The organism is Bradyrhizobium tunisiense (genome assembly GCF_042263385.1).
GTDB lineage: Bacteria > Pseudomonadota > Alphaproteobacteria > Rhizobiales > Xanthobacteraceae > Bradyrhizobium > Bradyrhizobium tunisiense.
Genome location: NZ_JBHLEV010000005.1, coordinates 171,940 through 193,601, shown reverse-complemented (window position 1 = coordinate 193,601; position 21,662 = coordinate 171,940). Strand labels below are relative to the sequence as shown.

General features: G+C 65.6%; 20 protein-coding genes. 12 read left to right on the top strand and 8 right to left on the bottom strand.

All coding sequences use genetic code 11. The annotated features are described in order from the left end of the window. The first annotated feature begins 8 nt into the window (after nucleotides 1–8). Nucleotides 9–860 carry an HTD2 family dehydratase gene (locus ACFDR6_RS23575; RefSeq protein ID WP_375859660.1) on the top strand — a complete coding sequence of 284 codons (852 nt, stop codon included), beginning with the start codon at nucleotides 9–11 and terminating at the stop codon, nucleotides 858–860. 174 nt (nucleotides 861–1,034) lie between these two features. Then, nucleotides 1,035–2,657 (top strand): benzoylformate decarboxylase, encoded by a 1,623-nt coding sequence (gene mdlC / locus ACFDR6_RS23570; protein WP_375859659.1) that lies wholly within the window; start codon nucleotides 1,035–1,037, stop codon nucleotides 2,655–2,657. Nucleotides 2,658–2,826: 169 nt separating this feature from the next. Here mdlC and ACFDR6_RS23565 read toward each other — a convergent pair whose 3' ends face one another. Beyond that, the gene (locus ACFDR6_RS23565) at nucleotides 2,827–3,603 is read right to left on the bottom strand and encodes an SDR family NAD(P)-dependent oxidoreductase (protein ID WP_375859658.1); all 777 of its coding nucleotides are present in this window, start codon (nucleotides 3,601–3,603) and stop codon (nucleotides 2,827–2,829) included. Between the two features lie 75 nt (nucleotides 3,604–3,678). On the opposite strand from ACFDR6_RS23565, the gene ACFDR6_RS23560 reads away from it, so the two are divergent. Next, a complete protein-coding gene (locus ACFDR6_RS23560; RefSeq protein WP_212088839.1) occupies nucleotides 3,679–4,140 on the top strand; it encodes a MarR family winged helix-turn-helix transcriptional regulator in 462 nt (153 codons plus the stop codon). 144 nt (nucleotides 4,141–4,284) lie between these two features. Here ACFDR6_RS23560 and ACFDR6_RS23555 read toward each other — a convergent pair whose 3' ends face one another. Both ACFDR6_RS23555 and trhA read right to left on the bottom strand, forming a co-directional pair. Then, a complete protein-coding gene (locus ACFDR6_RS23555) occupies nucleotides 4,285–5,079 on the bottom strand; it encodes an SDR family oxidoreductase (protein ID WP_212088837.1) in 795 nt (264 codons plus the stop codon). Nucleotides 5,080–5,120: 41 nt separating this feature from the next. Further along, entirely contained in the window at nucleotides 5,121–5,816 is a 696-nt protein-coding gene (gene trhA, locus ACFDR6_RS23550; RefSeq protein WP_375859657.1) for a PAQR family membrane homeostasis protein TrhA, read from the bottom strand. Nucleotides 5,817–5,997: 181 nt separating this feature from the next. On the opposite strand from trhA, the gene ACFDR6_RS23545 reads away from it, so the two are divergent. Beyond that, nucleotides 5,998–7,467 (top strand): YcjX family GTP-binding protein, encoded by a 1,470-nt coding sequence (locus ACFDR6_RS23545; RefSeq protein ID WP_375859656.1) that lies wholly within the window; start codon nucleotides 5,998–6,000, stop codon nucleotides 7,465–7,467. After that, entirely contained in the window at nucleotides 7,464–8,492 is a 1,029-nt protein-coding gene (locus ACFDR6_RS23540; protein ID WP_317240888.1) for a YcjF family protein, read from the top strand. The genes ACFDR6_RS23545 and ACFDR6_RS23540 overlap by 4 nt, the downstream gene beginning before the upstream one ends. On the opposite strand, the gene ACFDR6_RS23535 is transcribed toward ACFDR6_RS23540, so the two are convergent. Then, nucleotides 8,401–10,077 carry a glycosyltransferase family 39 protein gene (locus ACFDR6_RS23535; protein ID WP_375859817.1) on the bottom strand — a complete coding sequence of 559 codons (1,677 nt, stop codon included), beginning with the start codon at nucleotides 10,075–10,077 and terminating at the stop codon, nucleotides 8,401–8,403. The two genes, ACFDR6_RS23540 and ACFDR6_RS23535, sit on opposite strands and share 92 nt — an antisense overlap. A 255-nt stretch (nucleotides 10,078–10,332) precedes the next feature. Here ACFDR6_RS23535 and ACFDR6_RS23530 point away from each other — a divergent pair, with 255 nt between their 5' ends. Next, the gene (locus ACFDR6_RS23530) at nucleotides 10,333–12,066 is read left to right on the top strand and encodes an adenylate/guanylate cyclase domain-containing protein (RefSeq protein WP_375859655.1); all 1,734 of its coding nucleotides are present in this window, start codon (nucleotides 10,333–10,335) and stop codon (nucleotides 12,064–12,066) included. Between the two features lie 138 nt (nucleotides 12,067–12,204). On the opposite strand, the gene ACFDR6_RS23525 is transcribed toward ACFDR6_RS23530, so the two are convergent. Continuing rightward, nucleotides 12,205–12,561 (bottom strand): hypothetical protein, encoded by a 357-nt coding sequence (locus tag ACFDR6_RS23525; protein ID WP_375859654.1) that lies wholly within the window; start codon nucleotides 12,559–12,561, stop codon nucleotides 12,205–12,207. A 185-nt stretch (nucleotides 12,562–12,746) separates the two neighbouring features. Here ACFDR6_RS23525 and ACFDR6_RS23520 point away from each other — a divergent pair, with 185 nt between their 5' ends. Further along, nucleotides 12,747–12,971 carry a hypothetical protein gene (locus ACFDR6_RS23520; RefSeq protein ID WP_091966320.1) on the top strand — a complete coding sequence of 75 codons (225 nt, stop codon included), beginning with the start codon at nucleotides 12,747–12,749 and terminating at the stop codon, nucleotides 12,969–12,971. 280 nt (nucleotides 12,972–13,251) lie between these two features. Here the strand turns inward: ACFDR6_RS23520 and ACFDR6_RS23515 are convergent, their stop codons facing one another. After that, complete coding sequence (locus ACFDR6_RS23515; RefSeq protein WP_375859653.1) at nucleotides 13,252–13,908, bottom strand: glutathione S-transferase family protein; 657 nt, start codon at nucleotides 13,906–13,908, stop codon at nucleotides 13,252–13,254. Nucleotides 13,909–14,063: 155 nt separating this feature from the next. Here ACFDR6_RS23515 and ACFDR6_RS23510 point away from each other — a divergent pair, with 155 nt between their 5' ends. Continuing rightward, nucleotides 14,064–15,287, top strand: a complete 1,224-nt coding sequence (locus tag ACFDR6_RS23510; protein ID WP_212088823.1) for a polyhydroxyalkanoate depolymerase — start codon at nucleotides 14,064–14,066, stop codon at nucleotides 15,285–15,287. A 39-nt stretch (nucleotides 15,288–15,326) separates the two neighbouring features. Here ACFDR6_RS23510 and ACFDR6_RS23505 read toward each other — a convergent pair whose 3' ends face one another. After that, nucleotides 15,327–16,352: an AraC family transcriptional regulator gene (locus ACFDR6_RS23505; RefSeq protein WP_375859652.1), complete on the bottom strand. Its 1,026-nt coding sequence runs from the start codon at nucleotides 16,350–16,352 to the stop codon at nucleotides 15,327–15,329. Between the two features lie 185 nt (nucleotides 16,353–16,537). Between ACFDR6_RS23505 and ACFDR6_RS23500 the strand changes: the two genes are divergently transcribed. From ACFDR6_RS23500 to ACFDR6_RS23485, 4 genes are all read left to right on the top strand, one after another. Next, on the top strand, nucleotides 16,538–16,987 hold the full coding sequence (locus ACFDR6_RS23500) for a cupin domain-containing protein (protein ID WP_212088819.1): 450 nt from the start codon (nucleotides 16,538–16,540) through the stop codon (nucleotides 16,985–16,987). 94 nt (nucleotides 16,988–17,081) lie between these two features. Further along, nucleotides 17,082–18,569: a flavin-containing monooxygenase gene (locus tag ACFDR6_RS23495; RefSeq protein WP_375859651.1), complete on the top strand. Its 1,488-nt coding sequence runs from the start codon at nucleotides 17,082–17,084 to the stop codon at nucleotides 18,567–18,569. 92 nt (nucleotides 18,570–18,661) lie between these two features. Further along, the gene (locus ACFDR6_RS23490) at nucleotides 18,662–19,735 is read left to right on the top strand and encodes a hypothetical protein (protein WP_375859816.1); all 1,074 of its coding nucleotides are present in this window, start codon (nucleotides 18,662–18,664) and stop codon (nucleotides 19,733–19,735) included. A gap of 67 nt (nucleotides 19,736–19,802) precedes the next feature. Then, nucleotides 19,803–20,792, top strand: a complete 990-nt coding sequence (locus ACFDR6_RS23485) for an NAD-dependent epimerase/dehydratase family protein (RefSeq protein WP_375859650.1) — start codon at nucleotides 19,803–19,805, stop codon at nucleotides 20,790–20,792. 29 nt (nucleotides 20,793–20,821) lie between these two features. Here the strand turns inward: ACFDR6_RS23485 and ACFDR6_RS23480 are convergent, their stop codons facing one another. After that, nucleotides 20,822–21,616 carry a transporter substrate-binding domain-containing protein gene (locus tag ACFDR6_RS23480; RefSeq protein WP_375859649.1) on the bottom strand — a complete coding sequence of 265 codons (795 nt, stop codon included), beginning with the start codon at nucleotides 21,614–21,616 and terminating at the stop codon, nucleotides 20,822–20,824. Nucleotides 21,617–21,662 lie beyond the last annotated feature (46 nt).

Here is a 21,662-nt window from a genome sequence, read left to right as displayed (position 1 = left end):
GAGGCAACATGACCGAGAAGCTCGACATCGATCATCTCAGGCAATGGATCGGCCGCAGCACGGAAGCCACCGACATCGTCACCGCGCAGCTCGTGATGGGCCTGCGCGCGACGCTGTTCCAGGATGTCGGCGAGCCCAAAAAGGGTGATGCCGCGCCGTTCACAGTGCACTGGTGCCTGGCGCAGCCGGTGTTTCCGATGTCGATGCTCGGGCCCGACGGTCATCCGACCCGCGGCGGCTTCCTGCCGCCGGTGCCGCTGCCGCGCCGGATGTGGGCGGGCGGCGAGATCGAATTCCTGCAGCCGCTGCAGGTTGGCGATGTATCCACGCGGACCTCGCGCATCGCCGATGTGCAGGTGAAATCAGGCTCGACCGGCACGCTGTGCTTCGTCTCGGTCGAGCATAGCATCTCCTCCCCGCGCGGCGTCGCCATCCGCGAGCGGCAGGACATCGTCTATCGCGAGATGACCAGCAGCGCGCCCGCTGGCGCCAAGGCCCCGCCCCCACCGCCGAAGGCCCAGCACCGCGAGACCCATGTCTCCGATCCCGTGCTGCTGTTTCGCTATTCCGCGCTGACCTTCAACGGCCACCGCATCCACTACGATCGCGACTACGTCACCAAGGTCGAGGGTTATCCGGGCCTGATCTTCCACGGCCCACTGCAGGCGGCGCTGATCATCGAGATGGCGGCGAAGCTGCACGGCGGCAAGGCGCCGAAGAAGTTTTCGTATCGCGGCCTGCAACCGTTGTTCGAGGGCACGGAGTTCTCCGTCAACGCCAACGAGACCGAGGCGGGCATGGAACTATGGACCGCGAACGCGGAGGGACAGCCGACGATGAAGGGGTCGGCGGTGTGGTGACGCTCTCTCCTCGTCATTGCGAATGTAACGGCGATGTAGGAAGTTAGACCCTCACCCTGAGGAGCGCGCCCTTCGCGCGCGTCTCGAAGGGCGAGGCCACCAGCCGGGCCTTCATCCTTCGAGACGCGCGAAGACGCGCTCCTCAGGATGAGGAATAAACAGGGACCGGAAACCATGGCCAAGAACGGCAAGACCGGCAGCAGATCCGTCACCGTCAAGCAGGCGACGCTCGACCTGCTGCGTTCGTTCGGCATCGCAAAAGTGTTCGGCAATCCCGGCTCGACCGAGCTGCCGTTTCTGAGCGATTGGCCCGACGACATCGACTACGTGCTGGCGCTGCAGGAAGCTTCCGCCGTCGGCATGGCCGACGGCTATGCGCAGGCGACGCGCAATGCGGGCTTCGTCAATCTGCATTCGGCCGCCGGCGTCGGCAACGCGCTTGGCAACATCTACACGGCGCACCGCAACCAGACACCGCTCGTGATCACCGCGGGCCAGCAGGCGCGCTCGATCCTGCCGCTGCAGGCGTTCCTCTATGCCGAGCGCGCGTCGGAATTCCCGCGGCCTTACGTCAAATACAGCGTCGAGCCGGCGCGGCCCGAGGACGTGCCGGCTGCAATCGCGCGCGCCTATTACACCGCGATGCAGCCGCCGTGCGGGCCGACCTTCGTGTCGATCCCGATCGACGACTGGGCGCATGCCTGTGCGCCGATCGAGGCGCGCAAGGTCAGCCGCGAAATCGGCCCCGAGCTTGATGCGATGAAGGCGCTGGTCACGGCGCTCGTCGGCGCAAAGCACCCTGCCCTCGTCGTCGGCCCCGGCGTCGACCGCGCCGGCGCGGTCGACCTGATGGTGCGCGTCGCGGAGAAGGCGAAAGCCAGCGTCTGGGTCAGCCCGTTCTCGGCGCGCTGCTCTTTCCCGGAGCGGCATCCGCAATTCGCGGGCTTCCTGCACGCTTCGCCTGCGCAGCTGTCCGATGCATTGCGCGAGCACGACCTGGTCGCCGTCATCGGCGCGCCGGTGTTCACCTTCCATGTCGAGGGCCATGCCGCGATCTTCGACGGCGGCGCGACGATCTTCCAGATCACCGATGATCCGGACGCGGCGGCGGTGACGCCCATCGGCACCAGCATCATCGCCACGATGAAGTCGGCCCTGAACATGCTGCTCGACCTGCTGCCGGAGAGCAAACGCGCGGCGCCAAAGGGCCGAACGCTGCCGCCGGCACCTCAAGCCGCCGATCCGCTCCCGGTCGAATTCCTGCTGCATTCGCTGTCGCAGGCGATGCCGGAGGGTACGTCGGTCGTCGAGGAAGTGCCCTCGCACCGGCCGGCGATGCAGAAGTTCATGCCGATGCCCGGCCAGGACAGCTTTTACACGATGGCGAGCGGGGGCCTCGGTTACTCGCTGCCCGCCGCCGTCGGCATGGCGCTCGGCAAGCCGAAGCAGCGCACGGTCTGCCTGATCGGCGACGGCTCGGCGATGTATTCGATCCAGGCGCTGTGGACCGCAGCACAGCGCAAGCTGCCGCTGACGATCGTCGTCCTCAACAATTCCGGATACGGCGCGATGCGCTCGTTCAGCCAGGTGATGCAGGTGCGGAACGTGCCCGGGCTGGAGCTGCCGGGGATCGATTTCGTCCGGCTCGCCGAAGGCATGGGTTGCCATGCGGTGCGGGTGACGAAGGCGGCGGAGCTTGGCGAGGCGCTGAAGCGCGGCATGGCGTTCGAAGGCACCAGCCTCGTCGAGGTCGTCGTGGATTCGGCGGTGCCGGTGCTGTACGGGCAGAAGCATTGATGCCGTCGCCCCTGCGAACGCAGGGGCCCATACCGCGTGATCTTTCGGTAAGGCGCAGGTGTCAATACCGCGGGCAAAAACAATCAGCCGTCGCCAAACTTCTTCCTGTGGTTATGGGTCCCCGCGTTCGCGGGGACGACACCGATGATTTGGCACGCCGACCAGCACATCACGACGCCAGGAATCCCCCGTCCGCGGCCAGCACGTGTCCGACCACATAGGACGACGCATCCGAGGACAGCCACACCACGGCTTCCGCCACCTCCTCCGGGCTGCCCATCCGTCGTAGCGGCAGGCCGGCGCTGACGGTTGCGACGTCGCCGACGCCGGCGCGCAGCATCATGTCGGTGACGACACGGCCGGGGGCGATGGCGTTGATGCGGATGCCGCGCGGGGCGTTCTCCAGCGCCGCCGAGCGGGTCAGCGAGATCGCGGCCGCCTTCGAGGCCGAATAGAGCGCGAAGCCGGGATTGGGATTGCGCACGCCGCTGACGGAGGCATTGACGACGATGCTGCCGCGCCCCTGCGCCAGCATGACAGGCAATTGATGGCGCAGGCACAGGAACAGCGCGCGGACATTGGTGTCGAACACGCTGTCGTAAATGTCCATGCCCTGTTCTTGCAGCGGCGCGCGGCGCTCCTGGAAGCCGGCATTGTTGAAGGCGATGTCGAGCCGGCCGCAGCGCTCGATCGCCGTGCCGACGAGGCGCGCAACGTCGTCCTCGCGCGTGATGTCGGTCTTAAGCGCGATCGCATCGGCGCCGAGCTGACGGCATGAAGCGGCGGTCGCCTCGATCTCGGCTTCACGCCGGCCCGCAACGATGATCGCCTTGGCGCCTTCGGTCGCCATCCGCAGCGCGGTGGCGCGGCCGATGCCGCTGCCGCCGCCGGTCACCAGGCAGACCTTACCCGTCATCCGCGTTCCCGTCGGCAAAGCTCCGCTCATGGCTCACTCCAAAACGCTTGCGCGCGCCGTTGCGCTCATATAGTTGTATGGTACAACTATATGCCGGGAGTCAAGATGGACGAGCTTGCCCTGATTGACGACATCCGCGCGGCCTCGCGCCTGATGGTGCGCGAGCTCGGCTTCATGGATGCGACGGTGGCGGCGTCGGACTATCCGCCCTCGGCGGTGCATACCATCCTGGAAATCGGCATCCGCGGCCCCATGACCTCAGGCGAGCTCGGCGATTTCCTGCGGCTGGAGAAGTCCAGCGTCAGCCGGCTGGTGCGCAAGCTGATCGATTGCGGCGAGCTGCGTGAGACGCCTGATGAGCTTGATGCCCGCAGCAAGCTGTTGTCGCTGACGGCGAAAGGGCGGCGCACGCTGGAGGCGCTGCATGCATTCGGACGGCAGCAGGTGCTCGGCGCGCTGGCGGCGCTGACAGAAGCGGAGCAGCGCACGGTGCGCGAGGGGATGATGCTCTACGCGCGGGCGCTTAGGCAGAGCCGGGTGGAGGATGAGGCGGGTGCGGCGGCGTGACCACACTCTCGGTGTCATCGCCCGGCTCGACCGGGCGATCCAGTACTCCGCGGCGCCAGTTGTGCAAACCAATGACCGCCGCGGAGTACTGGATGCCCCGCTTTCGCGGGGCATGACAGGGTCAACCGCAGCGACAGCGGCAGCCTACTTCCCGAACTCCTCCCGCATCCTGGCCTGGATCTTGGCCATGCCGCCGAGCCAGCGGTCGTAATTCTCGGTCTTCTTGCGCATGTAGCCGAGCACCTGCGGGTGCGGCAGGATCAGGAACGTTTCCTGCTCGAGGCCGGCGAGCACGTCCTTCGCGACCTGCTCGGGCGTGAGGTCGCCGTCGCCGGATTGCGGGCCCTTCGGAATCGAGCGCAGCATGTTGGTATCGACGCCCTGGGGACAGAGGATCGAGACCTTGATGTTGTCAGCCTTGTGCGAGATCGCGAGATTCTCGGCAAAGCCGACCGCCGCATGCTTGGTCGTCGAATAGGCCGGGCTGCCGACCTGCGACAGCAGACCCGCGGCCGAAATCGTATTGAGGAAATAGCCGCCGCCGCGCGCCTTCATGCGGGGGACGAGGTGCCGCGCCGCGTAGACATGGGCCATGACGTGGATCGCCCAGCTGCGCTGCCACGGCTCGTCGGAGGCGCCGCCGGCATTGACGGACATCGGGTCGAAGCCGCCGCCGATGCCGGCATTGGAGCAGAACAGCGCGATGGGGCCGAACTGCCGCTCGGTCTCCTCGATGACGTGCGAAATGTCCTTTTCCTGCGCGACGTCGCATTTGAAGGCCGCACCATCCACCATGGCCGCGACCGCCCGCGCGTTGGCGGCATCCATGTCCGCGACGACGACCTTGGCTGCGCCCGCGTTGTGAAAGGCCTCGCACAGCGCCTTGCCGATGCCGTTTGCGCCGCCCGTGACGACCACGACCTTGCCGGTCACCTGCATGCGACGTCTCCTCTTGTCTTATACCGCTTCTTGAAGCTTGCTCAGCTCAACACGAGGTCAAGCACCGCGGTATAATGGCATGCCGCGCCGGCCAAAACAAAGCCGTGCCAGATCGCATTCTGGAAGCGCAGCCGCCGCCAGGCGTGGAAAATCACGCCGAAGCTGTAGAGCAGTCCTCCCGCAAGGATGAAGCCCAGCACCAGCGCGGGCAGCGCCCGGACCACGGCGTCGTAGAGCATCACGCCGCTCCAGCCCATGGCCAGATAGATGCCGACCGAAACGCGGTCGAACCGGCCGGGATAGAAGAGCTTGAGCACGATGCCAAGGATCGCAACGCACCAGACGCCGGCGAGCAGCACCAGCGCGAACCCGCTGTCCTTCACCTCCAGGATGAACGGCGTGTAGGTCGCCGCGATCAGGAGGTAGATCGCCGAATGGTCGAACCGCCGCAGCAGCCATTTGGCCGGCGACACCGGCCAGAGATTATAGGTCGCCGACAGCACCAGCATCGAGAGCAGGCCGGCGACATAGATCGAGACGCCGACGATGTCTGTGGCGTCGGCATAGACCGCTGTCAGCACCATCAGCACGGTCGCGGCGATGATGCCGGAGAGGACGCCGATCGCGTGGACTATCCCGTCGGCGATGACCTCGGCGCGGTCATAGTTCCAGCCGATCGCGTCGGCCGCGGCGTGCATGGAGCTGGATGCGAGCTGTTTCAGTTGGAAGACGGTCATGGCAATCCGCAAAATGAGGTGATGCCCTCTTCTATGGGTGTTTCGGCATCGGCGCGTCGTTCAAACGGCTGATTTACCGACAAAGGCGGTGGAAGTATGAAGCTTGATTTTCTTCAGGCAGTTGCCACTTTTGTGACTAGTCCATTCTGCGTATCCCCGCCCCACATCCCTTAACGTTCATATGGCATTCAGTTTCCAGGATATGGTCGAAGAAGCGCGCTTGTCGGCCCAGGCGCTGATCGACTATGGGGAGCACTTCTTCAATCCGACGGTGCGGTTAGGCGTTACCGGCCTGTCGCGGGCCGGCAAGACCGTGTTCATCACCGCGTTGATCCACGGCCTCACCCGCGGCGGTCGGTTTCCGGTGTTCGAAGCCTATGCCTCGGGCCGGATCGCGCGAGCGCATCTGGCGCCGCAGCCCGACGATGCGGTGCCGCGCTTTGCCTATGAGAACCATCTGCGCGCGCTGATCGAGGAGCGGCGCTGGCCGAATTCGACCGTCGACATCAGCGAGCTCAGGCTCGTCGTCGACTATCAGCGCCCGAACGGCGCCGACCGCACGCTGACGCTCGACATCGTCGACTATCCCGGCGAATGGCTGCTCGACCTTCCGCTGCTGCAGAAGAGTTTCGAGCAATGGTCGGCGGAGAGCCTTGCGCTGTCGCGCGAGGCACCGCGTGCGCATCTTGCGAGCGAATGGCACGCGCATCTCGCAACGCTCAAGCCCGAAGCGCGCGAGGACGAGCAGGCGACGCTGACCGCGGCAAAACTCTTCACCGATTATTTGCGCGCCTGCCGCGATGAGCGCTTCGCAATGAGCCTGTTGCCGCCCGGCCGCTTCCTGATGCCCGGCAATCTCGCAGGCTCCCCGGCGCTGACCTTTGCACCGCTCGACGTGCCCGCCGGCGGGCAGGCGCCGGACGGCTCGCTGTGGGCGATGATGGTGCGCCGCTTCGAGGCTTACAAGGATGTGGTGGTGCGCCCTTTCTTCCGCGATCATTTTGCCCGGCTCGATCGCCAGATCGTGCTGGCCGATGCGCTTGCGGCATTCAACTCCGGTCCCGAGGCGCTGCACGATCTCGAAGCCGCACTCGCCGGCATTCTCGGCTGCTTCAACATCGGCCGCAGCACGATTCTCTCCAGCCTGTTCCGGCCGCGCATCGACCGCATCCTGTTCGCGGCGACCAAGGCGGACCATCTGCATCATTCCAGCCACGACCGCCTCGAGGCCGTGCTGCGCCGCGCCGTCTCCGGCGCCGTTGCGCGCGCGGAAAATACCGGCGCGGCGATCGACGTTGTGGCGCTTGCCGCGGTGCGCGCCACACGAGAAGTCCAAGTCGCGCGGGGCCGCGACAAATTGCCGTCAATTCTGGGAACGCCGGCCGCGGACGAAAGCGCCGGCGGCGAGTTCTTCGACGGCAACACGGAGGTTGCGACTTTTCCGGGCGATTTGCCCTTGGATCCCGAGCCGCTGTTCAACGGCACGGATGCGTTCCGTGGCCTCGCGACCGAAGCTGCCGAAAAGAGTGACTTCCGCTTCCTGCGCTTTCGTCCGCCCGCCCTCGATCGCGAGGGCGGCGAGCCGCCGACGCTGCCACACATCCGCCTCGACCGTGCCTTGCAGTTCCTGATCGGAGACAAGCTCGCATGAACGACCGATCGAAGCCACGGCGGCCGGCGACGTTCCGGCTCGACGATCCCGGCGTCGTCGTCACCGAGGCCGACGACACCAGCCGGCTCGGCCGCGCCACCATCCAGATCACGCCGGAGCCCGATCCGGCCATGTTGCCGGTGCCGGTTCAAACCGCGCTCCCCGCTCGGCGCGGCTTTCCCTGGGGCACGCTGTTCTGGTCGGGCGTTGCCGGGCTGACATTGCTGGGCACGGGACTGGGCGTCGTCCATCTGATCGAGGATTTGTTCGCGCGCAGCGAAAGCCTAGGCTATGTCGGGCTCGCCTTCGCGCTCGTGACCGCGTTCGCGCTCGCGGTGGTGATCGGCCGCGAGGCGGTTGGCCTTGCACGTCTCGCCACCATCGAAAAACTGCACCAGCGCGCCGCCGCCGTCCTTGCCAATGACGACCGCAAGGAGAGCCGCGTCATCGTGCAGGACCTGCTCAAGATCGCGCACCAGAACCCGCAGCTCGCGCGCGCCCGCGCCGCGCTGGAGAGCCATGCCGGTGAGATCATCGACGGCGCCGACATGATCCGGCTCGCCGAGCGCGAGCTGATGTCGCCGCTGGATGCCGAGGCGCGGCGGCTGGTGTCGTCAGCCGCGCAAAAAGTCTCGATCGTGACCGCAGTGAGCCCACGCGCCGCGATCGACGTGCTGTTCGTGTTCGTCGCCGCGCTGCGCCTGATCCGCCAGCTTGCGTATCTCTATGGCGGCCGGCCCGGCGCGCTCGGCATGATCCGCCTGCTCCGCCAAATCATCGGCCATCTCGCCATCACAGGCGGCATGGCCGCGAGTGACAGTCTCGTGCAGCAGATGCTCGGCCACGGCATCGCGGCGAAGCTGTCGCAGCGGCTCGGCGAAGGCGTCCTGAATGGTTTGCTGACGGCGAGGCTGGGACTGGCGGCGATCGACGTCACGCGGCCGCTGCCGTTCGCGGCATTACCGCCGCCGAAGCTGTCGGATCTCGCGACAGATCTGCTGCGGAAGAAGGACGGAGAGGCGTAGCGGCAAGACGGGTGGGGCTCGCAACGCGCACTAGCTTTTCAAATTTTCCCGCCAGCACTTTCCACCTAAACAGCGGCGAGTCCTTCGGCGGTGACAGCTCCGGCGTCCAGCCGGTGAGCTTCTCCAGCACATAGGTATCCGAGAGAACGCCGCGCCAGCGGCGTTCGACCCGGCCGAGCCGTTCGCGCGTGGCGGGGATGTTCTCCCACAGCGAGGAGCGATCGTCCGGCTCGCGGCCAACATAGATGCCGGCGTGGCCCTTGATCCGGTCCAGACCGGGGTCACCAAAATCCTGGAAGCGGCCACGCTCGTTGATCTCGATCACGGGCACGCGGCCCCGGAACAACCAGCGCAACATGGCATAGGTGCGGTAGTCCGTGGTGGCGATCCAGGTCGCGCCGGTTTCATCCAGCGCGGCTTGCGCGCGCGCGGCGACCTGCTCGTAACCGGCTTCGGCGCCAATCGGATCGATCTTGCCCAGGAAATTCCAGGGCGCGGCGACATAATAGAGGAACACGATCACGACGAAGGCGATGCCCGAGACGATCGCTGTCCTGGCCCAGAACAGCGACGAGTTGAGCATCCGGCCCGACCAACCCTCCTTTGCCATCGTCGCAAGGTTCACGGCCGCCGCCGCGAAGCCGACCGGCCACATGAACATCGGCCATGTGTCGCCGACCCGGAGCGTGGTCGACTTGAAGAGGAAGTACAGAAAGGGCACCAGCACCGCGGTCGCCAGCAGGATCGCGACCGGCTCGCGCGTGCGATAACCGCGCCATGCCGTCAGCACCAGGCCTGTCAGCACCACAGGCAGCATGACGAAGCCGACCAGACCGAACTGCAGGCCGATAAAGTCGCCGATCGTCCGCAGCGAGATGCCGTAATTGGCGGTGGCGCGCACGCCCTGGAATCGGAACGAGGCCCAATCGTGCTGCACGTTCCAGATCAGCACCGGCGAGAACACTGTAATCGCAACCAGCACCGCGAAATAGGGATAGGGGCTACGCAACCAGCGCCAGCGCCAATCCGGCACCAGCAGGAAGGCGGCGACCGCTGGCGCGAACATGATCGCGGTGAATTTCGACAGCATCGACAGCCCGGCGAACAGCCCGGCCACGAGCCACCAGCGTCCGTCGCCGCTCTGCGCCAGCCGCACCAGCGACCACATCATTGCCACCGCGAACGGGATCATGGCGACATCGGGCGCGACCTTGGCCATCAGCAGGCCGTAATAGAGCGCGGCTTCCGGCATCAGCACCGCGAACACGACCGCGCGCATATCATGGGTGAGGCGGCGGACGATGTCGGCGAGCAGCAGCTGCGTCACCAGCATCGCGACGATGCCGCCGAAGCGGACGCCAAGCGTGGTGTCGCCGAACATCGCGGTACCGAAGCGGATCAGCCAGGCGATGCCCGGGGGATGATCGAGGAAGCTCAGCGCTCCCTCTTTCGACCAGGTCCAGTAATAGGCCTCGTCGGTCCGCAGCTCGATCGCGGAGGCGTAGACGATGCGGAGCAGCGTCATCGCGGCGATGATCGCTGCGGCCACAAGGAGGGGCCGGCGGGAGGCGCCGCCGGAAGGCATGGTGAAGTCAGGGGCTGTCGTCACGGCCGCGCTTTTCGCCAACCTCGGAGGGGGAGTCAATGCGGGGACCACGCATTCGGTGTCGTCCACTCCCTGGGGCTAAGGATCCCGGATCTGCGCGCCTGAGGGCGCGCTTGTCCGGGACGACGGCTGAGGTGTGGTTGGCTTGCCACGCTTGTGATCCTGCAGGCTGTCCACATCAGGAATTAAACGCTACGCTGGCTGTTCTCTTTCGTGAGCTGATACAATCGAATCATGGCCATCGCTCCCGCACAGACGTCCGAACTTGTCCGCGCCATCAGTGTGCGGCAGGTGAGGCTCATCTGCGGCGTGATCCTGTTCGCCTACGTGGTCAGTCATTTCCTCAACCATGCGCTCGGCAATATCTCGGTCGAGGCTATGGAGGCCGGGGTCTACTACCACACCCTCTTCTGGCAGTTCCTTCCCGTCTCGATCATCTTCTATTCGGCGGCGCTCACGCATATGGGGCTCGGCATCTATGCGCTGTATCAGCGCCGCCAGTTCCGCTGGCGGACGATCGAACCGCTTCAGCTCTTGCTGGGATTGAGCATCCCCGCGCTGGTGATGGGGCACGTGATCGGCGTGCGGCTCGGCTACACGCTCTACGATCATCAGAAGCTCTATCCGCAGGAGCTCTACCTGTTTTTCGTCGCCGCGCCCGGGCGGCTCTGGCAGATGACGGCCCTCCTGCTGATCGCCTGGGTGCACGGCTGCATCGGCATCTATTTCTGGCTCCGCCTCAAACCGTTCTTCCCGCGTGCGGCGCCCTACCTGCTCGCCGCCGCCGTGCTGGTCCCGACATTGTCCCTGCTCGGCATCTATCAGGGCGGCCGCAGCGTTGCGATCGAAGCTGATGACCGGGAATGGCGCACGCAGAATCTCGCCCGCCGTCAGGTCGGGACGGTCGCGGAAAACAACACGCTCGACCGCATCACCGGTGGCCTCACCATCGGCTATTTCGGTCTGCTCGCGCTGGCGCTGGCGGCACGCGGCGTGCGGGCCCTGCGCGAGCGGCGCGGCGGCATGGTCGCGCTGTCCTACGGCAACGGCAAGACGGTGCGGGTTCCCAAGGGCCTCTCCGTGCTGGAAGCGAGCCTGCGCCACAATGTGCCGCATGCCAGCGTTTGCGGTGGCCGCGCCCGCTGCTCGACTTGTCGCATCCGCATCATCGGCGATCATGGCGCGCTGCCGACCCCGTCGCAGCGCGAGGCCTTCGTGCTTACCCGCGTCGGCACCGCCGATCCCTCGATCCGGCTGGCCTGCCAGCTGCGGCCGACCTCCGACCTCTCCTTCTTCCAGCTCTTCATGCCGCACACGAGTGCGGCGGACGGGCTGGCCTCGACACCCACCAGAATCGGCCAGGAGCGCTATCTCGTCAGCCTGTTCGTGGACATGCGCGGCTCGACGCAGCTCGCGGAAAAGCGGCTGCCGTTCGACACCGTCTTCATCGTCAACCGCTTCCTCGGCGCGGTCTCGCAGGCGGTGATCGAGAACGGCGGCCAGCCCAACCAGTTCGTCGGCGACGGCATGCTGGCGCTGTTTGGGTTGACCGCCGATCCGCAAGAAGCGTGCAGGCAAGCGCTGAAGGCAGCCTCCGGCATCGCCACGCATATCGACGAGCTCAACGAGCTCCTGAGCCACGATCTGCGCCAGCCGATCCGCTTCGGCATCGGTATTCATGGCGGCGAGGTCATCATCGGCGACATCGGTTATCGCGATCACATCGTCTTCACCGCGCTCGGCGATGCCGTGAATGTCGCGGCCCGGCTGCAGGACATGACCAAGACGCTGGCTTGCGAGGCCGTGGTTTCGGAAGAAGTCCGCCGCTCCGCCGGCCTTGCCGACGACGCCCTGCCGCAGCAGGAGGTCGCGATCCGCGGTCGCGACGAGCCGCTCGCCGTGCGCGTGGTGGCGGATGCGCGGGAGCTGGCAGCGCTGGTCGACGGCAACGCACGCGTTGCGGCATAGGCGTAAGCCACACGGGAAGCGCGCTCCCTCCCGCTTTGCAGGACAGAGCTGGGGGAGGGCTTCCGCGATGGGATCATCCCCCAGGGAATAGCACCCTCACCCGCGCCTCCGGCGCGACCTCTCCCGCAAGCGGCTCTGCTATTTCGCAGCGTCCTTCGGCGGCGACGCGTCCTGCTTCTTCTTCAGATCCTCCGCCGTCTTCGCTTGCGCGGCCTGGAGATCGAGAAGCGTCTTCTGCAGGCCGGCAACGCTCGTTTTCAACGCGTCGATCTGGCGAGCCGCGGCGTCCAGCTTCTGCTGGTGATCGAGGTTGAGCTTCGTGATCGTCTTCTGCAGGAAGTCGACATTGCTCTGCAGGCAGCTGGTGCGCCGCTCCATGGTCTTCTCGACCGTGCAGATTTCGATCCCGGGCACGTCTTGCGCGTGCAGGGGCGCATTCGCCAGCGTTGCGAGCAGCAACGTTGCGAAACAAATGCCGGCGTTTCGAAGCAGCATGGATGGTTCCTCGTCCGATCGATCACGGCAATGTGCGCTTTTTGCGCACCGCAAGGCGAGGCTACCACACTCGTACCGCATTCTCGCGTTGAGCTTGAGCCCGTTCCCTTGGACGGGGAACGATGATCCGCACGCGGAAGAAGTGGGCGCTCGTTCCGCGGCTTTGTTTAGGGGAGATTTTTGGAATGGCAACGCGCGATAGACGACTGGCGGAATTCGATGGCGCCGGAGAACCACCGCCGGGCCTGGCGCTCGAAGTGCTGTGCGAGGACCACAGCGGAACGTACCAACTGCCGTTCGCCTGCCGCTATGTCGAGGGACGCTGGCAGAACAACGAAGCCGGCATTGCGGTTGAAGCCACCGTCATCGGCTGGCGCCTGCCGCGCGTGAGGCAGCGCGGGGCCGCCTGAAGCCCACATCTGTTCCAGAATGCAACGGTGCCGCGCTCCGCCTTAACTAACGGAACGCGGCCCGAACGAATCACGTCCGAATCAGCGGAAAGGCCGTGTACGCAGCTGTTCACGGCTAGATGTCGATGCTGCTGTGCGGGAGCGTACAATATCTGTGCGACGCGGCGAACGGCATCGACCCCTCACGGGCGCCAAAGGTTAATTCCCACAAGGGCATAGCTCTCTCGGGTGGCTGCAGCCGGTCCCGCCCCCGAAACAGGCAAGGCCGCGTCATGCCTGCCTAATATTCGACCTCGAGCTCCTCAATCTCGGCCGGCTCCTCCTTTGCTGCCGCGATCCATTCCTGCATCTCGGGCATCGCCATGATGGTGTCGGCATAGGCCTTCAGCAGCGGCTCCAGCTTGACGTCGTAGGTGACGAAGCGCGTCACCACCGGCGCGTACATCGCATCCGCCATGGTGCGCTGCGCGCCGAACAGGAAGGGACCGCCCGATGCCGTCAGGCAGTCGCGCCAGATGGACCAGACGCGGTCGATGTCGGCCTGCGCCCGCGACCAGATCTTGAAGCCGGGGAAGTATCCTTTCAGATTCACCGGGAGCGAGGCGCGCAGCGTGGTGAAGCCGGAATGGATTTCGCCCGAGATCGAGCGGCAATGGGCGCGCTGCACGCGGTCACCAGGCAACAGACCGGCTGACGGCATCACCTCGTTGAGATATTCGCCGATCGCCAGCGTATCCCAGACCACCGCGCCCTCGTGCCGCAGGCACGGCACCAGGATCGAGGATGACAGCAGGAGGATTTCGGCGCGAGCCGACGCATCGTCCGGTGCGGTGACGATTTCCTCGAAATCGAGCCCGGAGAATTTCGCCAGCAGCCAGCCGCGCAGCGACCAGGACGAATAGTTCTTGCTGCTGATGGTCAGTGTCGCCTTTGCCATATGGCTCTTCCCTGCTCCCGCCTCCGCCGGCCCGTGGCCGTGCGCTGTGCTTGCCGTGAGGTGAACAGCAAGCGACGTGCCAATTTCGCGGCCCGGTCCGACCGACGTTTGGCGTCGTTATTGCATAGGCTTACGGAACGGGTGGGCGTTACAGTATGATGTCGATGTATTATCAGGCTTTTCAGAACCACATGGACCTGACCGCGCCGTGGCGCGCGGGGGCTTCGTCCGCCCTCAGATTCCTCAATCTGGTGCCGCAGGGCATGTCGGATCAGGTGGTCGGCCGGCTGACGGCGGCGCTGGAGCTGATCTCGCGCTCTACCCTCACCTACCACCGGCCGGCCTACGGCATCGACAGCGTCATGGTTGGAAATCGGGAAGTCGCCGTCACCGAGGAGATCGCCTACGCGACGCCGTTCGGCTCGCTGCTGCACTTTCGGAAGGACGGCGTGGGCGAGCAGCCGCGCATGCTGCTGGTGGCGCCGATGTCCGGGCATTTCGCCACGCTGCTGCGCGGCACCGTGAAGACGCTGCTCCAGGACCACGACGTCTACATCACCGACTGGCACAATCCGCGCGACATTCCCCGCAGCGAGGGCCGCTTCGGGCTCGACGACTACACCGAGCACCTGATCGATTTCCTGGGCCAACTCGGCCCGCGCCCGCACATGGTCGCGATCTGCCAGCCGTCGGTGTCGGCGCTCGCGGCCGCCGCGATCATGTGCGAGGACAACCATCCCTCGCGCCCGGCGACGCTGACGCTGATGGCCGGCCCGATCGACACGCGGATACAGCCGACCAGGGTCAACGAGTTCGCCAAGAGCAGACCGATCGACTGGTTCGAGCAGAACCTGATCAACTACGTTCCGGTTCAATGCCGCGGCGCCTTGCGAAAGGTCTATCCAGGCTTCGTGCAGCTCACCGCTTTCGTCTCGATGAATCTCGAGCGCCACATCAAGCAGCATATGGATCTCGCCAACCACATCGCCAAGGGCGAGAAGGACAAGGCCGCGAGCATCAAGACCTTCTACGACGAATATTTCGCCGTGATGGACCTTCCGGCCGAGTTCTATATCGAGACCGTGCGCGACGTGTTCCAGGAGCACCTGCTGCCGCAGGGCAGACTGATGCATCGCGGCCGCCCCGTGAACACCAAGGCCGTCAGCCGCATGGGCCTGATGACGGTGGAGGGCGAGAAGGACGACATCTGCTCGATCGGCCAGACGCTCGCGGCGCAGGACCTCTGCACCAGCGTGCGCGCCTATCGCAGGGTGCACCACATGCAGGCCGGCGTCGGCCATTACGGCGTGTTCTCGGGCAAGCGCTGGAACAACGAGATCTATCCGCTGCTGCGGGATTTCGTGCATGTCAATTCGTGAAGGGGCTTCGCGCAGAAGCAAAAAAACCGGGCCGATGATCTAACTCATCCGTCGCCGCAGCGTCGCCGACGGCGTCTCGCCGAATTTCTCGCGGTAGGCACCGGCCATGCGGCCGAGATGAGTGAAGCCGAGATCGAAGGCGAGGTCGGTGATGGAGGCATCGGGCGCAGCCTGCGCGAGGCGGGCGTTCAGACCGGCGAGGCGCATGTCGAGCAGCATCTGCGAGATCGACAGGCCGAAGTGACGACGGAAGCCGAGCTGGAGCGCGCGGATGCCGATGCCGGCGGCGCAGGCAAGTTGCGCGAGGTCCAGCGGCTCGCCGGCATTGTCCGCAAGATGGTCCCGCGCCGCTCGGAGGGCGCGCGGCAGGCGTTCGGCTCGGCCGGAGAATGTCGTGATCGCATCCGACAGGCCATGCTGCTGGCGATTGAGCAGATGATCGAGCAGAAGCTCGCGCCAATCGGCCATGGCAACCGCTGACAGCCTGCCGGAGGGACCACGGTGCTCGGCAAGCGTCATCAGTTCGGCAAGGCTGGTTCGCAAGGCCCGCCCCGACGGCGCGTCCAGATTGATCACAGGATCGAACTCAACAGGGCCTGACGCCCTGCCCGACAGCGCCGCGGCACGCTGCTCGACCACGCGGCGGTCGACCAGCAGGATCGCCTGCGCGCAGTCGCGCCACATCATCCGGGTCGGAATTGTGGGCGACAGCAGCGACGCCGTCCGCTCCGGCGTGGCATCGAGTTCGGTATTGCCGGCGCGAATGTGGGCGGTGCCCGTCAGCGGGACCTGCACCAGGAAGAAGCGCTCGAGGCAGCCGGGATCGATGCCGACCGATCCGCCATAGGCGACGTAGTTGATGGAAAATCCGTCGAAATCAGCGCAATTGTGCCGGGCGGAGAAGCCGGCCGCGCGCGCTTGTGTCGGCTTCAGATCGTGCGGGCAGAAGATGCGCCCGATCTCCTGGGCCGCCTCGTCGACATCATCAGTGGTGACGCGGGCGAAATCCGCGAGCCGTTCGGCTGCGGAGGCTCTTGCGCTCATTTCCAGCTCGGCTGCGGACATCGCTCGACCACGCTTCGCGCCCGGGAATTGCTTTAAGCTTATAATAGTTCCCCGAACGCGGAAAGGGCCGCCGCGAAATCGTCGTGCTGCATAGCAGCACCACCTCTGGATTCGTTTAGCGGATAGACAGGCGGCCCATTGTTGATTGAAGCTCCATCCTCGCCGGAATCCAATGGGAGCGCGTCATGACTGCACTCGAAAAGGGCATTACCGCCGCTGGCACAGGCTACGGCGGCAAGAGCTGGAATATCCTCGGCCAGGTCTATTTCCCCAAGGCTGTCACCGACTCCACCTTCGCATTCGAGACCAACAGCGATCCCGGCCAGTTCGTGCCGGTGCACATCCATCCGACCCAGGACGAGTTCATCCTGGTGCAGGAGGGCACGCTCGACCTCAAGCTCGACGGCAAATGGGTCAAGGCCAACGCCGGCGATCTCGTGCGCATGCCGCGCGGCATCCCGCATGGCTATTTCAACAAATCCGACAAGCCGTGCCGAGCGCTGTTCTGGGTCTCGCCGATGCAGAAGCTGGAGGCACTGTTCGAGCAGTTGCACAATCTGACGGACCCTGCCGAAGTCGTGCGCATCTCGGCGATGCACGAGGTGGATTTCCTGCCGCCCGAAGCCAACGACTAGGTCCTCGTCCACTTTCATCTGCTTGCCGGCCCGCCGGCCGCGCATTGCGGCCGAACGTGGCCGCTTGCGCGGAAAACACATTGCGAGCAAACCCATGGTCACTCCCAAGCATGTCTGCGTGATCGGCGCCGGCGTCTCCGGCCTCGCCGCCGCCAAGGCGTTCTCCTCCCGCGGCCACCGCGTCACCATCGTCGAACGCTCTGGTGATCTCGGCGGCGTCTGGGAGCCGGCGCGCTCCTATCCCGACGTGCAGACGCAGAGCCCGAAGGAGCTCTATCGCTACACCGACCGCGCGATGCCGGAGGCCTATCCGGAATGGCCAACCGGGCCGCAGGTTCACGCCTATCTCGCCGACTATGCGAAAAGTTTTAGCCTCGACCGCATGTTGCGCCTCGACACGGCCGTGGCAGGCATGGCGCGCCGCGCCGACGGCAAGCCGGGATGGACGCTCGCGCTATCAGGCAAGGACGGCACGACGAATGAGGATTTCGATTTCGTCGCCGTGTGCACCGGGCAGTTCAATGAGCCGCGCGAGCTGCGTTGCCCGGGCGAGGAAGGCTTTCTGGCACAAGGCGGCCAGATCCTGCATTCGTCGAAATATGGCGATCCCTCGCTGGCGAAGGGACGCCGTGTCGTCGTGCTCGGCGGCTCGAAATCGGCGACGGACATCGCGGTCAACGCAGTGAAATCGGGGGCGCGCGAGGTCACCATCGTGATGCGCGAGCCCGTCTGGCGCATCCCCTATTTCATCGGCGGCCTCGTGAACTTCAAGCGCATCCTCTACATCCGCGCGCAGGAGGAGATGTTTCCCGGCTGGGGCATCGGCCCGGTGGCCCGGCTCGCGCACCGCCTCGCCGCGCCGCTGGTGTGGGCGAACTGGCGCGGGCTGGAGAGCCTGCTCAAGGCGCAGCTCAAGCTTGGCCGGTGCAACATGGTCCCGAAGGAGCGGATCGAGGATGGCGTCAACTGCTCGGTGCCGATCGCAACGCCGGGCTTCTATCCGATGGTCGCGGACGGCCGCATCAAGGCGGTATTTGGCACGTTCGATCATTATGACGGCGACAGCATCGTGATGAGCGGCGGCGAACGCGTAGGTGCAGACGTTGCCGTACTCGCGATCGGATACAAGCTCGGCGTGCCGTTCCTCCCCGAGGCTTACAGGCAAAAACTGGTCGATGCCGACGGGCAGTACCGGCTCTATCGCCTGATCGCCAACCCCGACCTGCCCGAGCTCGGCTTCGTCGGCTTCAACTCCTCGTTCTGCACCGTGCTCTGTGCCGACCTCGCCGCCAACTGGCTGGTCCGCTATGCCGACGGCCAGCTCGCCAAACAACCGACGACGCAAGCGATGCGCGACAACATCGAGATGATGCTGCACTTCAAGCGCGTCGAACGGCCGGCCGCGGGCGTCTACGGCGGCCTCTGCGTCGCACCTTATCACTACCGGCATTTCGACGAGCTGATGGCCGACATCGGCGCCAAGAACCAGAAGCGCGGCGGCCTTGCCGGGCGCTTCTCGCCGCCGGATGCGGATGACTATGCCAAGTTCCTGGCCACGGCGCCGGACTACCGGGCGGCGTGAGGGGAAGACGGCCAGCCGCGACATTGCGGCTCGCCAGCTCGCGCCTTCGATGCTTACGATCTCACTGGCGACCGAATCGATGGGAACCGGCCATGGGATTGAGACGTCTTGCCGCCGCAGCCCTTGCGGCGCTCGCCTTGCTTGTCACGGCGCCCGCGCTTGGGCAGCAGCGTGAGCTTACGTCTCAGCAGGCGGCGGCGCTCGCCGCCCATGATCGCGCGCTCGCCGATTTCAGATCCATCCTGGCGGAGCGGCGGCGTCAGATCGATGCGAAGCAAACCTTGCCGAACCTGCCGGGGCAAGCGCTCTACCTGGCGCGGGTCGCCGTCATCAGCACCTACAAGGATCTCACGGACGCCATTCCTTCCAGAATCGGAAAGCCCAACAAGTTCGAGATTCCCCCGGCCTATTTCGACGCCGCCATCGAGTCGCTGATCGACGAATATGCCGCGCTGTTCGAGATCATGGAGGCGCCGCCAGCCGGCGCACAGAACTCGCCGACGCCGTTCAACGACGTCGTCGACCTCGCCGTCGCCATTGCGCGCGCCAAGGGATTGGCGCCAATTCACGCCGATATTGCGGGGCGCATCAGCCTCGGGCTGTTCTATGCGGAAACCAACGGCAAGCAGAACGTCCGCAATGCGCGCTCCAACACCTATATGGGTAGCTTCCAGACCGGCCCCTCCGAAGACCGCAACGGCCGCAGGAAATGGGAGGCCATCAAGGGCGACATCGCCGCGATCGATCCCGAATTCAGCGCACGCGACGACAAGGAGGAGGCACGAGCCCGCGGCACCGATCAGCGCTTCAACCACTGGACGAACGTGCGCAACGGGCTGATGAACGCGCATGCAGATCTCTTCAGGGAGATTCCGGGAATCGTGAAGACGCTGCCCGACCCGATCGACCAGATGAAGCTGTTCCAGTTGATCCAGATCGTTCCGACGCCGACGCGGTCGGCGCTCAAGTCGGGGGATCTCCTGAACTACAGGGTGTCAAGCCCCACGGTCATGAAGTATTTGCGCAACAATAGCATCTTCGCGTTCGGACAGGCCGACCGGGCGCGCACCTCGGCCAGCTTCCGCGAGATCCTCGCTGCGATGTGGCTATTCAACCGGAAGTTCGAGAAAGCGATGGCGAAATACGCGGAGATCAAGGGGCGCTGAGACTGCGGTTTTCAACCGCTACCGGGCGTTGTAGGCTCTTCGCCTCATCGGCGGAACGGACCTTTCCATGCGCGTCCTCATTCTCGGCGGCAGCCAGTTCCTCGGGCGCGCGATCGCCTCCCACGCTTGTGCTGCCGGCCACGACGTGACCTGCGCCGCCCGCGGTCTCGCGGGACCGATCGCGGCGGGCACCCGCCTCATCCGGATCGATCGCGACGTCGCTGACGGTCTTGCGCCACTGACCGGCGAGACATTCGATGCAGTGGTCGACGTCTCGCGACATCCAGGTCAGGTCCGCCGCGCGGTCGCCGCGCTGAAGCGGCCGGGCGTGCATTGGACCTTCGTTTCGACCATCAGCGTGTATGCGGACAATCGCATCCCGGGACAGCGTGCCGACACGGCGCCGCTGCGCGAGCCCGTGTCGGCGGATCTCGAACACAGCACCGATGCCATCTATGGCGCCGCCAAGGTCGCTTGCGAGCAGGCGGTCGGCGACGATGCCTTCATCTGCCGCGCCGGCCTCATCGCCGGACCGGAGGACCCGACCGGGCGCTTCGCCTATTGGCCGGCGCGGCTTGCGCGGGGCGGCGAGGTGCTGGCGCCGGGATCGCCTGATGATGCCGTCCAGTTCATCGACGTGCGCGATCTTGCGCAATGGATCGTGCATGCCGCGGAGGTTCGCCTCACCGGCATCTATGACGGGATCGGACCGGTGCGCACGCGCGGCGAATTGCTCGCCGAATGCGCGGCCGCGCTGAACGCGTCCTGCACGTTCGCCTGGGTCGATCGCGCCTTTCTGGAAGCGCACGACGTGCGGCGCTGGGCGGGTCCGCGGTCATTGCCGCTGTGGCTGCCCCTGCCCGACTTCGCCGGCTTCATGACCCGCGACACCTCGCCGGCCGGCGCGGCTGGCCTGAGCTCGCGCTCCGTCGCGATCACCGCACGCGATACGCTCGACTGGCTCCGCGCTAGCAACGGGCCGGTGGTCGGCCTCAACTCCGCTGAGGAAGGCGCGGTGCTTTCAGCATGGCATGCGCGCGAAGCAGCCGAACTCTAGCCGGACCGCGGCAAGCCGGGCCAACAGATCTATCCCGTCCGTATCGGCGAATCCTTCAGGCCGTTGTTGTCATAGGCCTTCCGCAACGTGCCGTTCGTTGTCGCATCCGTCATGAACCTTGTGACGAACGCCAAGGCCTGGCTGTGGCCGAGCGGGACGGCGACGGCGGTCACCGTCTTCTTGAACGTCTCGTCCAGCACCTTCGTGCCCGGAATCTTCTGCGCCATCTTGTTGAGCTGGTCGCGCGACAGCGCGAAGGCGTCGATCTCGCCGCTCTGCAGCAGGCCGAAGATCTCGTCATAGGTCTGATAACCCGCGACCTTCGCATGCTTCAGATGTGCGATCGCGCCGCGCATGGTCGTCGTGGCGTTGACGGCAGCAACCTTGATTCCGGGCTGGTCGAGCGTCGCAAAATTGCTGACCGCCGACCCGGGCTTGACGATGTAGGTGGCGTCCGCGACCTCGTAGATCGGGCCGAACAGCATCCTGGTCTCGCGCTCGGGATCTTTGGGCAACCAGGTGACGTCCCACGTCCCTTTTGACGCGGCGTCAGTGATCTGTCCGGAATTCTGGTGCACGACATAGTCGACGGGGACGCCAAGCTGTGCGGCCATCGCCTTGCCGAGATCGACGGGGACACCGGCATAGCCGGCTTCGGTCCTGGTCGACCAGAACGCGCCGCCTGCGGGGCTGATGGCGATCGCGACCCGCAGCTTGCCGGTCGGCGCAATCTCGTCTTTCAGGCCGTCTGCTAGCGCGGGCATGGCAACGATCGCTGCGAGAACGAGGAGGCCCGAGAGGGCCGACCGGAATGGCGTTGGCATGTCATGGTCTCCTCACCTTTTCTTCTTCCCGCCGCTCCGTCTGGCT